Below are 17,256 nucleotides of genomic sequence, written 5' to 3'. Positions count from 1 at the left end.
CTCCATGCCCGAGGCGCGATCGGGCCGCCCGTCGACAGTCGCCGGCCGAATCGAGCAAAATACGCGCGTACCGCAAGTCGCGCCGTCACTCAAAATCCGCGTGTACCGGCCTGCCCCGCGAGAACGTGAACGATACGATGCGCGCGGCGTCTTCGAAAGAACCAGCACAAGGAAAATTTCTGGAACCAGCCCATGGATCTCGCGCTGCTCATCTCGTCGCTTGCCGGACAGGACGGCGCGACCACGCATAGTCGGCAGGAAGCCCTCTACCGGAGCCTGCGCAGCATGCTGCTGGACGGACACCTGCCGCCCGGCACGCGGCTCGCGTCGACGCGCGTGCTCGCGGCCGAGCTGGGCATCGCGCGCAATTCCGCGGTCTATGCGTACGAGCGCCTGGCCGAGGAAGGCTTCGTGGCCGCCACGCGCAACGGCACGATCACGCGATGGGACGGCCGCACCGACCCGAGCGCCGGTCATGAAGACGGCTCCGCACCGGTCCGCCTGTCGGCGCGCGTGCACGGGCTGGAAAATGCCGATCCCGAGCCCGAGCGCATGCTGCCGTTCGTTCCCGGCCTGCCGTCGCTCGACGAATTTCCGGTTGCCCAGTGGCGTCGTTGCATCGAGCGCGCATGGAAGACCATCACGCCGGCCCGGCTCGCGTACGGACCGGTCGAAGGGCTGCCCGAGCTTCGACGCGCGGTGGCCGCGTACATTCGCGTCTCGCGCGGCGTGCGCTGCGACACGGGCCAGGTATTCATCACCGACGGCACGCAGAGCAGCCTCGAATTGTGCGCGCGCATGCTCGCGAATCCCGGCGAAAACGGCTGGCTCGAGAACCCGTGCTACAACGGCGCGAGGACCGCGTTCCGCTCGACCGGCCTGAATCTCGTGCCGATCGAGGTCGATCGCGACGGCATGGCGCCGACCGACGAGCAGTGGCGCACTCACCCGCCCCGGCTGATCTATGCGACGCCGTCGCACCAGTACCCGCTCGGCGCGCTGATGAGCCCCGAGCGGCGCACGGCGCTCGTCGAGCGCGCCCGCGCCTGCGGTGCGTGGATCATCGAGGACGACTACGACAGCGAATTCCGTCACGGCGGCCAGCCGCTGCCCGCGATCCAGGGCCTGCATGCCGACGCGCCGGTGTGCTATCTCGGCACGTTCAGCAAGACGATGTTTCCGGCCCTTCGGCTCGGCTTCATGGTGGTGCCGCCGGTGCTGGTCGACCGCTTCACGAGAACGCTGCGCGAACTGGTCCATCGCGGCCATTCGGCCGACCAGCTGGCGATGGCCGAATTCATCGATACCGGCCTCTTTGCGCGGCACCTGCGGAAGATGCGGGCGCGCTACGCGGACCGGCGCAGCCGCCTCGAAGCGGCACTCGCGCGCCATCTCGGCACGTCGCTGAGCGTGCGGGAAAGCCCGGGCGGCATGCATCTCTCCGCGGATCTCGCCGCGCCGCTGCACGATACCGACGTCGCGCGGGCGGCAGCCGCGGAAGGCTTGCTGCTGCAACCGCTGAGCAGCTACTGCATCGGCGACGGCCGCCGCGGCGACGGCCGCCGATACAACGGCTTCGTGCTCGGCTATTCAGGGCTGAGCGACGCGACGATCGAGACAGCGGCGATGCAGTTCGCGGCCGTCATCGACCGGCACCGCAGCGCGCGGCGCTGAATGTCGCTCACAGTTGCGATTCGATCGGAAACAGCCCGAGAAACCACACTTCCATCCGCCGCGCGGCGGACACCTCCGGCTCGTGATCGATCTCGGTGACCTTCCCGCCATCGGTCTGAATCCACTTCAGTCGCCCTTTGCCGGCCGGATCGGTTCTCGGCTCGACACGCCAGGCGATCTGGTCGAGTCGCCCTTCCAGATCGTTGGCGACCTGCGATGCAATCGCCGGGCTCTCGCAGTAAACGCCGATTTCCGTATTGAGGTTCAACGAGCGCGGATCGAGATTCATCGACCCGATGAAGATGCTCTTGTGATCGAACACGTAGGTCTTCGCATGCAGCGACGCGCGCGACGAGCCGATGATGACCTGATTCGAAATGCTCTTGTCGCCCGATGGCCGGCGCTCGTAAAGCCGCACGCCCGCATTCACCAGATCGCTTCGATAGCGCCGGTAGCCGGCATGCACGGCCGCCACGTCGGTCGACGCGAGCGAATTGGTCAGCACCGTCACGCGCACGCCGCGCGCCGTCAGCGCGCGCAGCCGCTCGACGACGTCCTTGCCCGGCACGAAATACGGCGACACGATCAGCAGGTCGTGCTGCGGCTGCAACGCGAGCGCACGCAACTGCGGCATCAGATGCCCGTCGCTGTCCTTTGGCGCGTGCGCGATCTTCGACGGATCGTCGTACAGCACCGTCGCATGCCCCCACGACAGCGCCGTGCCCTGCCCGTGGACGATCCGGTCGAGCCGCTGCCGGGCTTCCAGCACGTACGGATTGTCCTCCATGGCCCGCAGGTAGTCGCGCAGCCGTTCGCGCTCGCGGTCGAGCCCGCCTGGCGCCGCATCGTGGCCGACCAGCGTATCGACCGGATACGCGTACGGCGAATTCCAGAACGTGTCGAATTCGGTCGAGATGTCCTTCACGACCGGGCCGTGAACCACGACGTCGAGATCGCCGAATTCCAGCATCGACGACGCGCCGAAGTACTCGTCGCCGATATTGCGGCCGCCGACGATCGCCGCCTGGTTGTCCGCGATCATCGCCTTGTTGTGCATGCGCCGATTGACGCGCGAAAACTCGAATACCGTGCCGAGCTTCTTGAACCGGCGCGTGGCCACCGGATTGAACAGCCGGATCTCGATGTTCGGATGCGCGCTGATCTCGAGCAGCTTGCGGTCGTCCGCGTTGGTGCCGAGATCGTCGAGCAGCGCGCGCACGCGCACGCCGCGATCGGCCGCGCGGATGACCGCATCGGCCAGTTCGTGGCCGGTCAGGTCGTCGTGCCAGATGTAGTACTGAAGGTCCAGCGAGCGGTCGGCGCGATCGGCGAGCAACACGCGGGCGTCCAGCGCATCGACCGGATCGGTCAGCAAATGAAATGCGTCCTGCCCGGGATGCGTACCGGCCTGCTGCCGGAACGCGGCGCCCAGCCGCGTATCGTCCGTATCGGTGAATGCATGGGTCGGCGCGCGATCGGCCTGCGGCGGAAGACTGGCGCACGCGACGAGCGCCAGCGACGAGAGAATCGCACCCCACGAACGCAGCATGGTCATGATGGCCGCCCCTCACGGTCGGGCAAAGTTGGTTGGTGTTTGTTCTCGCTGCCCGATCGCGCGCGGCGCGGGTCGGCGGTCGCGCGCTCGACGGGAATCCGGTCGTGCGCGGCGGTCGCGCCATAGCATACTTCGATTGACAGCGGGACGGCACGCCCTCCGTGTTTCCCCGGTGGCGGCAATACGACATGCGGCGCCGACGTGCACCCGTTCAACGCGTTCGACACATTCGGACCGCACACAAAGAAAAACCCGCGACGCATGATGCCATCGCGGGTTTTGCGACGTTCCGCGATCGCTCGAGGAACGTAATCTGGTGGGCCCCCCGGGAGTCGAACCCGGCACCAACGAATTATGAGTTCGCTGCTCTAACCAAGCATGAGCTAGGGGCCCAGACGAGAAGCGCGGCGTGCTACACGCCACCCCGACAACGAAGCCGGGCCGGCATTGTAACAACAAAGACGACAGAGGGAACGAACGCCACCGGCATCATGCGGATACCGGCGGCGTTCGTAACGGAGACGCTGGAAATCAGTTCCCTTCGAGGAACGACTTCAGCTTGTCGGAACGGCTCGGGTGACGCAGCTTGCGCAGCGCCTTGGCCTCGATCTGACGGATCCGCTCGCGCGTGACGTCGAACTGCTTGCCGACTTCCTCGAGCGTGTGATCGGTGCTCATCTCGATACCGAAACGCATCCGCAGCACCTTCGCCTCGCGCGGCGTCAGCGAATCGAGCACGTCCTTCACGACGTCGCGCATGCTGGCATGCAGCGCGGCATCCGCCGGCGCGACCGTGTTGGTGTCCTCGATGAAGTCGCCGAGATGGGAATCGTCGTCGTCACCGATCGGCGTTTCCATCGAGATCGGCTCCTTCGCGATCTTCATGATCTTGCGGATCTTGTCTTCCGGCATTTCCATCTTCTCGGCGAGCGTTGCCGGATCCGGCTCGAGACCGGTTTCCTGCAGGATCTGCCGCGAGATGCGGTTCATCTTGTTGATCGTTTCGATCATGTGAACCGGAATACGGATCGTGCGCGCCTGGTCCGCGATCGAGCGCGTGATGGCCTGACGGATCCACCACGTCGCATAGGTCGAGAACTTGTAGCCGCGACGGTATTCGAACTTGTCCACCGCCTTCATCAGGCCGATGTTGCCTTCCTGGATCAGGTCGAGGAACTGCAAGCCGCGGTTCGTGTACTTCTTCGCGATCGAGATCACGAGACGCAGGTTGGCCTCGGTCATTTCGCGCTTCGCCTGACGTGCCTTCAGTTCGCCGGCCGCCATCTGACGGTTGGTTTCCTTCAGGTCCTTCAGCGGCAGCACGACGCGCGCCTGCAGGTCGAGCAGGCGTTGCTGCTGTTCGCGGATCGCCGGGACGTTACGCGACAGCACCGCGCTGTACGAATGGCCTTCCGCGGTGATCTTCTCGGCCCAGTCGAGATCCGTCTCGTTGCCCGGGAAGCGTGCGATGAATTCCGAACGCGGCATGCCGCACTTGTCGACGACGATGTGCAGGATCTGACGCTCGACCTGACGCACTTCGTCCACCTGCGCACGCAGCGTGTCGCACAGGCGTTCGACGGTACGCGCGGTGAAGCGGATCGTCATCAGCTCGCTCTGGATCGTTTCCTGCGCCTTCAGGTAGGCCTTCGACTTGTAGCCTTCCTTCTCGAATGCGCGGCGCATCTTGTCGAACCACTCGCTGATCTGCGAGAACTTCTCGAGCGACGCGCGCTTGAGGGCTTCGAGCTGGGCGGCGTTCGCCGATGCCTGCGCGGCACCGTCGTCTTCCTCCTCTTCCTCTTCTTCCTCTTCCTCTTCGGCTTCCTCGTCCTCGTTCTCGATCGCTTCCGCTTCCTTCGCGGAGAAACCGTCCGTATCGGCGGCGTCCGCAGCATTCGGATCGAGCAGGCCGTCGACGAGCTCGTCGACGCGGATCTCTTCGTTCGCGACGCGTTCGGCCATCGCGAGGATGTCGGCGATCGTCGTCGGGCACGCGGAGATGGCCATCACCATGTGGCGCAGGCCGTCCTCGATCCGCTTCGCGATCTCGATTTCGCCTTCGCGCGTGAGCAGCTCGACCGTGCCCATCTCGCGCATGTACATCCGGACCGGATCGGTCGTACGGCCGAATTCCGAATCGACGGTGGACAGCGCGACTTCGGCTTCCTCTTCGACTTCATCGTCCGACGACGCGGCGGGCGCGTTGTCGTTCAGGAGCAGCGTTTCCGCGTCCGGCGCCTGCTCGTAAACCGCCACGCCCATGTCGTTGAACGTGCCGATGATGCCCTCGAGGGCTTCGGTCTCGGTGAAGTTGTCCGGCAGGTGGTCGTTGATTTCGGCGTACGTCAGGAAGCCGCGCTCCTTGCCGAGCTTGATCAGCGCGCGCAGTTTCACGCGGCGCTCTTCGAGCTCCTCGGCCGTGCCCGGCGTGCTCGTCGCGAACGCTTCCTTCAGCAGCGCCTTTTCCTTGGCGCGACGATCGCGCACCTTGGATTTGCCCGGTGCAGCCGCGGCTGCGGGCTGCTCGTCGCTCTGATTTGCGTCGTCTTCGACGGATACTTCGTTCAGCTTTTTGGTCATGGAGTTCGCCGTACCGGCTATATCGACTCGCGGCTGCTGGACGACAGCCGGTTGAACCGTGGGTGCATGAGTAGTACGTACTGCCGTTTCGTCCGCGTCGGCAGTCGTGTCCCTTGCGCTTTTCGCACTTGCCCGCTTCGCCGCCGGCTTGGCCGGCCCGGAGTCGGGTCTGGCGGCAGCCCGTGTTCTGGCTGCCGGCGCCGGCGCAGCCTGAGCAGTGCCGGCCGCGGTTTTCTTTCCTGCAGGGGCTGACGTGGCTGAAGACGTTGTCCTGGTGGAAGAAGCAGACTTGGCCGCTGTGACCTTCTTGGTCGGCTCCGTCGAGCCCTTGCCTGTTGCTTTCTTTCCGCCTGTCGTCTTTGCCATCGCGATTCTCGCCTCTGCTTAGAAAACAAACCGCTGGAAACCTTATATTATAGCACGCTGGGGAGCCCTCTCTAAGCGCCCCGGCCGCCTACAGCCCGAGCCGACGCTTCATGTCGGTTCGCTGCTGGTTCAATTCCGTCAATTCGGCCAATTCCTCGGGGGTGAAGGTGGATTGCCGCGCCAGCCTGTCCAGCCGGTCGCAGCAGGCGTCGTAGCGCATCTTGAGCACCGCTGCCTGCAGCTCCTCCCCCGCAATCCGCTCCTGCTCACGTTGCCGCTCGGGCACCGTCTCGTCTTCCGGATTCTGTAACAGCAAATCGCGGACGTTTTCATCATAGTCCAGAATTTCGCGGAAGATTTCCTCGTAAGTCGCCCCGTTCGAGGACGTCCTCAGGACATCCGACAGCAGCCGGAACTCCGCGCCTTCGCCCAGCGCACGCGCATGATCGACGACTTCCGCGAACAGCTCGCCGATGCGCGGCAGCGCGCGCAGGGTCGCAATCTGTTCGTCGTCGAGCTGCGATGCGACGCGCGGATGCATCACCAGCGTGCGCAGCGCGCGCTTTTCGCTGTCCGTCACGCGGCGCCGCTCGCTGCGCGCGGGCGCCTGGCGCGGCGGCGTCGCGATGCGCGTGTCGACGTCCGACAGCCCCGCGACCTCCTCGAACGGGATATCGAGGCGGTCGGCGAACATGTGCATGATCTGCGCGCGCAACGCGTTCGCGGGCAGCGCCTGCAACAGCGGCTTCGCATCGAACAGCGCCTTCGCGCGGCCTTCCGGCTGATCGAGCGCCTTGCCGGCAACCGCTTCGTTCAACAGAAATTGCGACAGCGGCATCGCGCGCTCGACCTGCTCGGAGAACGCCTCCGCGCCGAACTCGCGCACGTAGCTGTCCGGATCGTGCTCGGCCGGCAGAAAAAGGAACCGGATCGTCCGGTTGTCGCCCGCATGCGGCAGGCATGCCTCGAGCGCGCGCCGCGCCGCGCGCCGCCCGGCCGAATCGCCGTCGAAACTGAAAATGACCGTGTCGGTCTGGCGCAGCAGCTTCTGCACGTGAATCGGCGTGCACGCGGTGCCGAGCGTCGCGACCGCGTTCGGAAAGCCGAGCTGCGCGAGCGCGACGACGTCCATGTAGCCTTCGACGACCAGCACGTACTTGCGCTCGCGAATCGCGAGGCGCGCCTCGAACAGCCCGTACAGCTCGCTGCCCTTGTTGAACAGCGGGGTTTCGGGCGAGTTCAGGTACTTCGGTTCGCCGCTGCCGAGCACGCGGCCGCCGAACCCGATCACCTGCCCCTTCACGTTGCGGATCGGGAACATGATCCGCTCGCGGAACCGGTCGTAGCGGCGCGCGACGCCCTGCGCGTCGGTTTTCTCGCTGACGATCACGAGCCCCGCCTCGACGAGCGACTCGTCGCGATAGTCCGGGAACGCGGCCTCGAGGTTCTGCCAGCCGTCCGGCGCATAGCCGAGCCCGAAGCGCGCGGCGATCTCGCCGGTCAGGCCACGGTTCTTCAGGTACTGGATCGCAACGGTCGCGCCGCGCAACTGCTTGCGATAGTAGTCGCACGCCGCCGTCATCGCGTCGGACAGCGCGGTCGCCACCGATTTCGACACGGGCGCCGGATAGTCGCCGCCACCGCCGCCGCCCCCACCGCCGCCGCGCATCGACGGCTCGTGCGGCACGGTCAGGCCGACGGACTGCGCGAGTTCCTGCACGGCCTCCGGGAACGTGAGCCCCGCATGTTCCATCAGGAAGCCGATCGCCGTGCCGTGCGCGCCGCAACCGAAGCAGTGATAGAACTGCTTGGTCGGACTGACGGTAAACGACGGGCTCTTCTCGTTATGGAACGGGCACAACCCCATGAAGTTGGCGCCGCCCTTCTTGAGCTGCACGTACCGGCCCACCACGTCGACGATATCGACGCGGTTCAGCAAATCCTGCAGGAACGAATGCGGAATCACCGTGGGATCGAGCGAAAAAAGACAATACGACGCCCGGCGCACGCATCGCTGGGCGCGCCGGGAACGGGTTTTACTTCGTGAGCGCGGCCTTGACCTGCGCGGAAACGGCCGTCATGTCGGCACGGCCGGCGAGCTTGGCCTTCAGCACGCCCATCACCTTGCCCATGTCCTGCGGGCCGGCTGCGCCGGTTTGCGCGACCGCCGCCTGGACTTCGGCCGCCACTTCGGCGTCCGACAGTTGCGCGGGCATGTAGCCGCCCAGCACGGTCAGCTCGGCCTGCTCCTTCGCGACGAGATCGTCGCGGCCGGCCGCCTGGAACTGGCTGATCGAATCCTTGCGCTGCTTGATCATCTTGTCGATCACGGCCGTGATGCCCGCGTCGTCGAGCGTGACCCGGTCATCGACTTCGCGCTGCTTGATCGCGGCCATCAGCAGGCGAATCGTTGCCAGGCGCTCGCTGTCCTTCGCGCGCATCGCGGCCTTCATGTCTTCGCTGATCTGCTCTTTCAAACTCATCTTTCACCCGGGATGGAAACGTGAATCCGACGCCCGCGAACGGGCGTCAACACAAAAACCCGCTTGGGACAGTGTCTCAAGCGGGTTGCTCGAATCCGGCATCGGCGACTCGCCGCCTGATCGGTTGCGCGATCGCACCCGATCGCACGGAGTCGCCGGTGCGCCGCTCAGCGAACCGCGCGGCGCCCAATCGTTCAGTACAGCTTCTTCGGCAGCGTCTGGCTGCGAATACGCTTGTAATGACGCTTCACCGCAGCAGCCTTCTTGCGCTTGCGTTCTGCGGTCGGCTTCTCGTAAAACTCGCGCGCGCGAAGCTCGGTCAGCAGACCGTTCTTCTCGATCGTGCGCTTGAAGCGACGCATTGCAACTTCGAACGGCTCGTTCTCTTTAACGCGAATGATCGTCATGATCCGACACGAATAAAGGTTTGCAGGGAAAGACTACCGAGTATAGCAGAGCGATTGCCCAAAGGCACGGGGCCCGGCCCCGCCAATCGGGCGCCGGCCGGCGCGTCAGGCGCCGCGCGCGTACTCGGCCGCGGCCTGCCCCGCCGCCGTGCCGGACGCCCATGCCCACTGGAAGTTGTAGCCGCCGAGCCAGCCCGTCACGTCCACCGCCTCGCCGACGAAGAACAGCCCCGGCACGCGCGCGCTCATCATCGTCGCCGACGACAACTCGCGCGTATCGACCCCGCCCTTCGTCACTTCGGCCTTCTTGTAGCCTTCGGTGCCGTTCGGCGTCAGCGTCCAGCCGGACAGCGCGTCGCCGATCTGGCGCAGCGTCTTGTCCGGCAGGTCCGCGAGTCGCGCGTCGGCCGCGACGCGATGCGTGTCGAGCCACGCATGCGCGAGGCGCGACGGCACCCAGTCGGCGAGCAGCGAACCGATCTGGCGCTTCGACGTGCGTTTCGCGTCGAGCAGGTCAGCCACCGTATCGCGCTGCGGCAGCAGGTCGACGCGAATCGGATCGCCGGGCTGCCAGTAGCTCGAGATCTGCAGGATGCCCGGCCCGGACAGCCCGCGATGGGTCAGCAGCAGGTCCTCGACGAATTCGCCGCCGCGCTTCTTGTCGCCGGTCGAAACGCGCACTTCGAGCGATACGCCGGACAGCGGCGCGAACGGCGCCCAGTCCTGCGGCGCGAACGTCAGCGGCACGAGCGCCGGCCGCGTATCGACAAGTTTGTGGCCGAACTGCTTCGCGAGCCGGTAGCCGAAGTCGGTCGCGCCGATCTTCGGGATCGACAGGCCGCCGGTCGCGACGATCAGCGCGCGCGCACCGATCGGCCCCGCCTGCTGCGTGTCGAGCGTGAAGCCGTCGGATGGCGCATGGCGCACCGCGTCGACGACGACGGGCCGGCGCCACGCGATGCCGCCCGCGTCGCACTCGTGCTTCAGCACGTCGATGATCGCGTCGCTGCCGTGGTCGCAAAAAAGCTGACCCTTGTGCTTTTCGTGCCAGGTCACGTGATGGCGCTTGAGCAGCCCGAGGAAGTCGCGCGGCGTATAGCGCGCGAGCGCCGAGCGTGCGAAATGCGGATTCGACGACAGGTAGTTGTCGGGCCCGGCGTACAGGTTCGTGAAGTTGCAGCGGCCGCCGCCCGAGATGCGGATTTTCTCGGCAAGCCGCGGCGCGTGATCGAGCAGCACCACGCGGCGGCCGAGCTGCCCGGCGACCGCGGCGCTCATCATGCCGGCGGCGCCCGCGCCGATCACGGCGATGTCATAGGTTTCCATGGCGCGGATTGTACCTGCCCGGCATCGGGCCCGGGCCGCCGCCAGCGGCCGCCTGCCCTCGCCTGCTATACTTTCCGGTTACGTTGACCTACCTGCGGCGCGTCCGAAACGGCGTGCCCCGCCCTCACCCATGCTCGTTCTCGGCATCGAAAGCTCCTGCGACGAAACCGGCCTCGCGCTCTACGACACGCAGCGCGGCCTGCTCGCGCACGCGCTCCATTCGCAGATCGCGATGCACCGCGACTACGGCGGCGTCGTGCCCGAGCTCGCGTCGCGCGACCACATCCGCCGCGCGCTGCCGTTGCTCGAGGAAGTGATGGCGCAAAGCGGCACGCGCCGCGACGACATCGACGCGATCGCGTTCACGCAGGGCCCCGGCCTCGCCGGCGCGCTGCTGGTCGGCGCGAGCATCGCGAATGCGCTCGCGCTCGCATGGAACAAGCCGACCGTCGGCATCCATCACCTCGAAGGCCATCTGCTGTCGCCGTTGCTGGTCGACGCGCCGCCGCCGTTCCCGTTCGTCGCGCTGCTGGTGTCCGGCGGCCACACGCAGCTGATGCGCGTGACCGACGTCGGCGTGTACGAGACGCTCGGCGAAACACTCGACGACGCGGCCGGCGAAGCGTTCGACAAAACCGCGAAACTGATCGGCCTCGGCTACCCGGGCGGCCCGGAAGTATCGAAGCTCGCCGAAACGGGCACGCCGGGCGCGGTCGTGCTGCCGCGCCCGATGCTGCATTCGGGCGATCTCGACTTCAGCTTCAGCGGCCTGAAGACGGCCGTGCTCACGCAGATGAAGAAATTCGAAGCGACGAAGCTCGACGGCGAAGCGCTCGAACGCGCGAAGGCCGACCTCGCGCGCGGCTTCGTCGATGCGGCCGTCGACGTACTCGTCGCGAAGTCGCTCGCCGCGCTGAAGAAGACGAAGCTCAAGCGCCTCGTGGTCGCGGGCGGCGTCGGCGCGAACCGCCAGTTGCGCGCGGCACTGTCGGCGGCCGCGGCCAAGCGCGGCTTCGACGTGCACTACCCCGATCTCGCGCTCTGCACCGACAACGGCGCGATGATCGCGCTCGCGGGCGCACTGCGGCTCGGCCGCTGGCCCGAACAGGCGAATGCCGACTACGCGTTCACGGTGAAGCCGCGCTGGGATCTCGCATCGCTCGCGGGCTGACTCGCGTCACGCGCCACCACCGGCAGGAAAACAAAAAGGCCGCTCGTTCGAGCGGCCTTTTTCATTGGCGTGACAAAACGCCGCAGCGTTATGCAGCCTGCCGCTTGTCGCGCTCGATCAGCGCATACGCGCTGTGATTGTGGATCGACTCGAAGTTCTCGGCTTCGAGCACGTAGGCGACCACCCGCTCGTCCGCATCGAGACGCTGCGCGACGTCCCGCACGAGATCCTCGACGAACTTCGGGTTCTCGTATGCACGCTCGGTCACGAACTTCTCGTCCGGCCGCTTCAGCAGACCCCACAGTTCGCACGACGCCTCTTCTTCCGCGATGCGGATCAGCGCCTCGACCGGCAGATCCGCAGCCAGCTCCGCGTCGATCGTCACGTGCGAGCGCTGGTTGTGCGCGCCGTACTGCGAGATCTTCTTCGAGCACGGGCACAGGCTCGTCACCGGCACGAGCACCTTCAGGAACAGGCGCGTATCGCCGTTGCGGCTTTCGCCCGCGAGCGTCACTTCATAGTCGAGCAGGCTTTGCACGCCGGACACCGGCGCCGTCTTGTTCACGAAATACGGGAACGTGACTTCGATGCGGCCGGCCTCGGCCTCGAGCTTCTCGAGCATCGACGCGAGCATCGCGCGGAAGCGCTCGACCGTCAGCGGCGCGCGATTCTCTTCGAGCAGCGCGACGAAGCGCGACATGTGCGTGCCTTTCTGGTCGGCCGGCAGACGGACGTCGAGGTTCCAGACACCGACGGTCGGTTGCACGTCGCCGCTTTCGGTGCATACCGTCAACGGATGCCGGACCGCCTTCACGCCGACGCGCTGAATCGGGATCTGACGGGTATCCACCGTGCTCTGCACGTCGGGCATCACGAAGGCGGGATTCATCTGGTTCATCTTGTTCAATCCTTGTAAGCCGCGCGTCCGACGACGCGCACGCCGCATCATGCGGCAGCCGGAAAAGCAACATGGGCCCGCAGGCCCATGTTTTCCGCATCAATGAAGACCGGTTGCGCCAGTCGCACCGACGCCGCCCGCGGGCGGCGCCAGCTTACGCGACGCGCTTCGCCTGACCGGCGACATCGGCCGCCGGATTCAGAAAGCGTTCGCGAATCGATTTCGCGATACCCGCGCCGTCGAGGCCGCATTGCGACAGCAGCTTCGCGGGGTCGCCGTGATCGATGAACAGGTCAGGGAGGCCCAATTGTAGTACGGGTCGGATAACCCCACTCTCCATCAGGGCTTCCACGCAGGCCGAGCCCGCGCCGCCCATCACGCAGCCTTCCTCGACCGTCACGACGTAGTCGTGCGTTTCGGCGAGCTCGCGCACGAGCGCTGCATCGACCGGCTTCACGAAGCGCATGTTCGCGACCGTTGCGTCGAGTTCCTCGGCCGCGGCGAGCGACGGTGCGACCATCGTGCCGAACGCGAGGATCGCGACGCGCTTGCCTTCCGGCTGCGACGTGCGGCGACGCACTTCACCCTTGCCGAGCGGGATCTCGGTGAATTCCTTCACCGTCGCCACGCCCGTACCCGCGCCGCGCGGATAGCGCACCGCGGTCGGGTTCGGCTGCTGCAGCGCCGTGTGCAGCATCTGGCGGCATTCGTTCTCGTCGGATGCGGCCATGATCGTCATGTTCGGGATGCAGCGCATGAACGCGAGATCGTACGCGCCCGCATGCGTCGCGCCGTCCGCGCCGACGAGGCCCGCGCGGTCGATCGCGAACACGACCGGCAGGTTCTGCAGCGCGACGTCGTGGATCAGCTGGTCGTACGCACGCTGCAGGAACGTCGAGTAGATCGCGACGACGGGCTTCAGCCCTTCGGTCGCGAGACCGCCCGCAAACGTCACCGCATGCTGCTCGGCGATGCCGACGTCGTAGTAGCGATCCTTGAAGCGCTTCTCGAACTCGACCATGCCCGAGCCTTCGCGCATCGCGGGCGTGATGCCGACCACGCGCGTATCGCGCTCGGCTTCATCGCACAGCCACTCGCCGAATACCTGCGTGTACGTCTTCTTCGCGGGCGTCGTCGACGGCTTGATGCCTTCGGCCGGGTTGAACTTGCCGGGGCCGTGATAGAGCACGGGATCCGCTTCGGCGAGCTTGTAGCCCTGGCCTTTCTTCGTCACGACGTGCAGGAACTGCGGGCCGCGCAGTTCACGGATGTTCTGCAGCGTCGGGATCAGCGAATCGAGATCGTGACCGTCGATCGGGCCGATGTAGTTGAAGCCGAACTCCTCGAACAGCGTGGCCGGCACGACCATGCCCTTCGCGTGCTCCTCGAGCTTGCGCGCGAGTTCGAGCACCGGCGGCGCGACGCTCAGCACGCGCTCGACGCCCGCGCGCGCAGCCGCATAGAAGCGGCCCGACATCAGGCGGGCGAGATGGCGATTGAGCGCGCCGACCGGCGGCGAGATCGACATGTCGTTGTCGTTGAGGATCACGAGCAGCTTCGCATCTTCCGACACGCCCGCGTTGTTCATCGCCTCGAACGCCATGCCGGCCGTCATCGCGCCGTCGCCGATCACGGCGATCGAGAAGCGGTCGTCGCCGTTCAGCTGGCTGCCGATCGCCATGCCGAGCGCCGCCGAGATCGACGTGCTCGAGTGCGCGGTGCCGAACGTGTCGTATTCGGATTCGCTGCGACGCGGGAAGCCCGAGATGCCGTCGTACTGACGCAGCGAATGCATCTGGTCGCGGCGGCCCGTCAGGATCTTGTGCGGATAGGTCTGGTGACCCACGTCCCAGACGATGCGATCGTTCGGCGTGTTGAACACGTAGTGCAACGCGATCGTCAGCTCGACCGTCCCGAGGTTGGACGACAAATGGCCGCCCGTCTTCGACACGCTGTCGAGCACGAACGCGCGCAGTTCATCCGCGAGCGGTTGCAGTTGGCGACGATCGAGGCGGCGCAAATCCGCCGGGTCGTCGATGGTTTTCAGCAAGTCGTACATCGTCGTTCCATTGTAGGAAATCAAACGCGCCCGCATTCTTTTGCACGCACCGTAGCGTGTGCGCGGCGGCGGGCTTTCGCGTCAGCTGACCCGGTTCACTACCAGGTCGGCAAGTTCGGCCAGACGCTGTGCGCGTGCGCCGAACGGTTTCAGCGCATCGTGCGCTTCGGCGCGCAGCTGCGCTGCCAGCTCGCGCGACGCCTCGAGACCGAGGATCGATACATAGGTCGGCTTGTCGTTCGCCGCGTCCTTGCCGGCCGTCTTGCCAAGCGTCGCCGAATCGGTCGTGACGTCGAGAATGTCGTCGACGACCTGGAAGGCCAGACCCACGGCCCCCGCGTACACGTCCAGCGCAGCCATCGTTTCCGCCGAAGGCGTCTCGCCGGCCAGCGCGCCCATCCGCACGGCCGCGCGCAGCAAGGCGCCCGTCTTCATCCGGTGCATCGTCTCGAGCTGTTCGCGCGTCAGCTTCAGGCCGACGCTCGCCAGGTCGATCGCCTGCCCGCCGGCCATGCCGATCGAGCCGCTCGCGAGCGCCAGCTCGCGCACGAGCGCCGCCTGCTGCACCGGCGACAGCGCGTCGGCGTCGGTCAGCGCGACGAACGCCTGCGATTGCAGCGCATCGCCGACCAGCAGCGCCGTCGGCTCGTCGTACTGCACGTGCACGGTCGGCTTGCCGCGACGCAGCGCGTCGTCGTCCATGCACGGCATGTCGTCGTGCACGAGCGAGTAGACGTGGATCATCTCCAGCGCCGCCGCCGCCGCGTTGCGTGCCGCCTCCGTCGCACCGGTCAGCTCGCCTGCTGCATGGCACAGCAGCGGGCGAACGCGTTTGCCGCCACCGAGGACCGCGTAGCGCATCGCCTCGTGAAGTTTCGCGGGCATCGCGGTTTCAGCCGGCAGATAGTGGCCGAGTGCGTCCTCGACACGGTCAAGCACGGACCGCATCCATTGTTCGAATGTCATAGATCGTCGTCTTCGCCGTCCGTGGCGGCCGTTCCGGACGAAAGCGGCTTCAGCGTCGCGCCGTCGAGCACGCGAACCTGCTGCTCCACTTTCTCGAGCTGCTGTTGGCAAAACGCAACGAGGGTCGCACCGCGGCGATACGCCGCCAGTGAATCCTCGAGGCTCAGCGCGCCGCCTTCCATCCGGGCAACCAGCGTCTCGAGTTCCGCGAGCGCCATCTCGTAATTGTCCGGCAACGGTTCGGTGCCATTGCCGGGCGGCGTGGCGCCTGGGGATGCGGTTTTCGCCATGGACGAGGGTGTCAAATTTCAAAACAAGTCGGACATTCTACGGCAAAAGAGAATTTTCCGACCTGCCGTCTTGGGCGCCCGCGCACAATCCCGGCCCCATCTTCGATGCACAGTGTGCGCCTTTCGACGGCCGCCCGACAAAAAATTGACACAAATCAGGCACTTAATCCTAGCCTTGCGAGGCGAACCGGGTATAATTCTCCGTTTCCCTAAATCGATTTTTCGATGGTTGGGTTGTTCACTGCTTTCACGCTAACACCGGGAGTGGGAATGTCCAATCTGAGCGATGCGCTTCAGTTGAAGTCGGCCCACAGCCAGCTTCCAGTCACTGCATATTTCGATGAGGCGCTACTCGAGCGCGAGATCGAAACCCTCTTCAAGAAAGGACCTCGTTACGTCGGGCACGAGTTGATGGTGCCCGAGGCGGGGGATTATTTTGCGCTGCCGTCCGAGAAGGAAGGCCGCGTGCTGGTCCGCAACCAGACGAACCAGATCGAACTGCTGTCGAACGTGTGCCGCCACCGGCAGGCGATCATGCTCAACGGGCGCGGCCACACGCAGAACATCGTGTGCCCGCTGCACCGCTGGACGTACGACCTCGAAGGCGAGCTGCTCGGCGCACCGCACTTCCCCGACAAGCCGTGCCTGAACCTCGGCAAGAGCCCGCTGCAGAACTGGCAGGGGCTGCTGTTCGAGGCCGAGGGCCGCAACGTCGCGCGCGATCTCGCCAACCTCGGCACGAAGCATCACTTCGACTTCTCCGAGTACCAGTTCGATCACGTCGAAGTGCACGAGTGCGATTACAACTGGAAGACGTTCATCGAGGTCTACCTCGAGGATTATCACGTCGTCCCGTTCCACCCGGGCCTCGGCAGCTTCGTGTCGTGCGACGATCTCAAATGGGAGTTCGGCGACTGGTACAGCGTGCAGACGGTCGGCGTGCACAACGCCCTCGCGAAACCGGGCAGCGCGACCTACCAGAAATGGCACGAGCAGGTGCTGAAGTTCCGCAACGGCGTGCCGCCGGAGTTCGGCGCGATCTGGATGGTCTACTACCCGGGCCTGATGATCGAGTGGTATCCGCACGTGCTGGTCGTGTCGTGGCTGATCCCGCGCGGGCCGCAGAAGACGACCAACATCGTCGAGTTCTATTACCCCGAGGAAATCGCGCTGTTCGAACGCGAATTCGTCGAGGCCGAGCGCGCCGCCTACATGGAGACGGCCGTCGAGGACGACGAGATCGCGATGCGGATGGACGCGGGCCGCCGTGCGCTGATGGCGCGTGGCGAGTCGCAGGTCGGCCCGTACCAGAGCCCGATGGAAGACGGGATGCAGCACTTCCACGAGTTCCTGCGCCGCCACCTCGGCGACCTCTGACAGCGGAGGCGGCGCGTTGCCGCCGCCCGGCCGCCGGCAAACGAAAAGACGGGCTTCGGCCCGTCTTTTTTTGTTTAGACTTGGAGTGTCAGGCCATTTGC

13 protein-coding genes and 1 tRNA gene are annotated in these 17,256 nt (G+C 65.9%); 3 read left to right on the top strand and 11 right to left on the bottom strand.

Annotated features, from left to right (window positions below):
• Window positions 1–192: 192 nt before the first annotated feature.
• On the top strand, window positions 193–1,674 hold the full coding sequence (locus tag MMB92_RS12620; RefSeq protein ID WP_226245445.1) for a PLP-dependent aminotransferase family protein: 1,482 nt from the start codon (window positions 193–195) through the stop codon (window positions 1,672–1,674).
• Between the two features lie 7 nt (window positions 1,675–1,681).
• Here MMB92_RS12620 and MMB92_RS12615 read toward each other — a convergent pair whose 3' ends face one another.
• The 7 genes from MMB92_RS12615 to MMB92_RS12585 all read right to left on the bottom strand — a co-directional run bounded on the left by MMB92_RS12615 (window position 1,682) and on the right by MMB92_RS12585 (window position 10,403).
• Entirely contained in the window at window positions 1,682–3,229 is a 1,548-nt protein-coding gene (locus MMB92_RS12615; RefSeq protein ID WP_277562715.1) for a phospholipase D family protein, read from the bottom strand.
• Between the two features lie 314 nt (window positions 3,230–3,543).
• Window positions 3,544–3,622 (bottom strand) — tRNA-Ile (locus tag MMB92_RS12610).
• Window positions 3,623–3,760: 138 nt separating this feature from the next.
• On the bottom strand, window positions 3,761–6,178 hold the full coding sequence (gene rpoD / locus MMB92_RS12605; RefSeq protein ID WP_077020949.1) for an RNA polymerase sigma factor RpoD: 2,418 nt from the start codon (window positions 6,176–6,178) through the stop codon (window positions 3,761–3,763).
• An 88-nt stretch (window positions 6,179–6,266) separates the two neighbouring features.
• On the bottom strand, window positions 6,267–8,144 hold the full coding sequence (gene dnaG, locus MMB92_RS12600; protein ID WP_275525403.1) for a DNA primase: 1,878 nt from the start codon (window positions 8,142–8,144) through the stop codon (window positions 6,267–6,269).
• A gap of 70 nt (window positions 8,145–8,214) precedes the next feature.
• Window positions 8,215–8,661 carry a GatB/YqeY domain-containing protein gene (locus MMB92_RS12595; protein WP_006489061.1) on the bottom strand — a complete coding sequence of 149 codons (447 nt, stop codon included), beginning with the start codon at window positions 8,659–8,661 and terminating at the stop codon, window positions 8,215–8,217.
• 194 nt (window positions 8,662–8,855) lie between these two features.
• Window positions 8,856–9,068 carry a 30S ribosomal protein S21 gene (gene rpsU / locus MMB92_RS12590; protein ID WP_006479415.1) on the bottom strand — a complete coding sequence of 71 codons (213 nt, stop codon included), beginning with the start codon at window positions 9,066–9,068 and terminating at the stop codon, window positions 8,856–8,858.
• 105 nt (window positions 9,069–9,173) lie between these two features.
• Window positions 9,174–10,403, bottom strand: a complete 1,230-nt coding sequence (locus tag MMB92_RS12585) for an NAD(P)/FAD-dependent oxidoreductase (RefSeq protein WP_256604929.1) — start codon at window positions 10,401–10,403, stop codon at window positions 9,174–9,176.
• Between the two features lie 121 nt (window positions 10,404–10,524).
• Here MMB92_RS12585 and tsaD point away from each other — a divergent pair, with 121 nt between their 5' ends.
• Entirely contained in the window at window positions 10,525–11,565 is a 1,041-nt protein-coding gene (gene tsaD, locus MMB92_RS12580; protein ID WP_226245466.1) for a tRNA (adenosine(37)-N6)-threonylcarbamoyltransferase complex transferase subunit TsaD, read from the top strand.
• A gap of 88 nt (window positions 11,566–11,653) precedes the next feature.
• Here the strand turns inward: tsaD and folE2 are convergent, their stop codons facing one another.
• The 4 genes from folE2 to MMB92_RS12560 form a co-directional block, all read right to left on the bottom strand.
• Window positions 11,654–12,463, bottom strand: coding sequence for a GTP cyclohydrolase FolE2 (gene folE2, locus MMB92_RS12575; protein ID WP_006486446.1), 810 nt, complete (start codon window positions 12,461–12,463; stop codon window positions 11,654–11,656).
• A 154-nt stretch (window positions 12,464–12,617) separates the two neighbouring features.
• Window positions 12,618–14,522: a 1-deoxy-D-xylulose-5-phosphate synthase gene (gene dxs / locus MMB92_RS12570; protein ID WP_006486458.1), complete on the bottom strand. Its 1,905-nt coding sequence runs from the start codon at window positions 14,520–14,522 to the stop codon at window positions 12,618–12,620.
• 81 nt (window positions 14,523–14,603) lie between these two features.
• Entirely contained in the window at window positions 14,604–15,488 is an 885-nt protein-coding gene (locus MMB92_RS12565) for a polyprenyl synthetase family protein (protein ID WP_006479426.1), read from the bottom strand.
• Entirely contained in the window at window positions 15,485–15,778 is a 294-nt protein-coding gene (locus tag MMB92_RS12560) for an exodeoxyribonuclease VII small subunit (protein WP_006479428.1), read from the bottom strand. The genes MMB92_RS12565 and MMB92_RS12560 overlap by 4 nt, the downstream gene beginning before the upstream one ends.
• A 270-nt stretch (window positions 15,779–16,048) precedes the next feature.
• On the opposite strand from MMB92_RS12560, the gene MMB92_RS12555 reads away from it, so the two are divergent.
• The gene (locus MMB92_RS12555) at window positions 16,049–17,155 is read left to right on the top strand and encodes an aromatic ring-hydroxylating dioxygenase subunit alpha (protein WP_006486437.1); all 1,107 of its coding nucleotides are present in this window, start codon (window positions 16,049–16,051) and stop codon (window positions 17,153–17,155) included.
• The last annotated feature ends 101 nt before the right edge of the window (window positions 17,156–17,256 follow it).

Source organism: Burkholderia sp. IO2, assembly GCF_029522185.1.
Lineage (GTDB): Bacteria > Pseudomonadota > Gammaproteobacteria > Burkholderiales > Burkholderiaceae > Burkholderia > Burkholderia cenocepacia.
This window is presented reverse-complemented; position numbering and strand designations above follow the sequence as displayed.

What these genes read in the sequence shown, in the direction of transcription:
- MMB92_RS12555 (WP_006486437.1), top strand. Translation starts at nt 16,049, where the DNA reads ATGTCCAATCTGAGCGATGCGCTTCAGTTGAAGTCGGCCCACAGCCAG.
- rpoD (WP_077020949.1), bottom strand. Translation starts at nt 6,178, where the DNA reads ATGGCAAAGACGACAGGCGGAAAGAAAGCAACAGGCAAGGGCTCGACG.
- MMB92_RS12595 (WP_006489061.1), bottom strand. Translation starts at nt 8,661, where the DNA reads ATGAGTTTGAAAGAGCAGATCAGCGAAGACATGAAGGCCGCGATGCGC.
- dxs (WP_006486458.1), bottom strand. Translation starts at nt 14,522, where the DNA reads ATGTACGACTTGCTGAAAACCATCGACGACCCGGCGGATTTGCGCCGC.
- rpsU (WP_006479415.1), bottom strand. Translation starts at nt 9,068, where the DNA reads ATGACGATCATTCGCGTTAAAGAGAACGAGCCGTTCGAAGTTGCAATG.
- MMB92_RS12565 (WP_006479426.1), bottom strand. Translation starts at nt 15,488, where the DNA reads ATGACATTCGAACAATGGATGCGGTCCGTGCTTGACCGTGTCGAGGAC.
- folE2 (WP_006486446.1), bottom strand. Translation starts at nt 12,463, where the DNA reads ATGAACCAGATGAATCCCGCCTTCGTGATGCCCGACGTGCAGAGCACG.
- MMB92_RS12560 (WP_006479428.1), bottom strand. Translation starts at nt 15,778, where the DNA reads ATGGCGAAAACCGCATCCCCAGGCGCCACGCCGCCCGGCAATGGCACC.
- tsaD (WP_226245466.1), top strand. Translation starts at nt 10,525, where the DNA reads ATGCTCGTTCTCGGCATCGAAAGCTCCTGCGACGAAACCGGCCTCGCG.
- MMB92_RS12615 (WP_277562715.1), bottom strand. Translation starts at nt 3,229, where the DNA reads ATGACCATGCTGCGTTCGTGGGGTGCGATTCTCTCGTCGCTGGCGCTC.
- MMB92_RS12620 (WP_226245445.1), top strand. Translation starts at nt 193, where the DNA reads ATGGATCTCGCGCTGCTCATCTCGTCGCTTGCCGGACAGGACGGCGCG.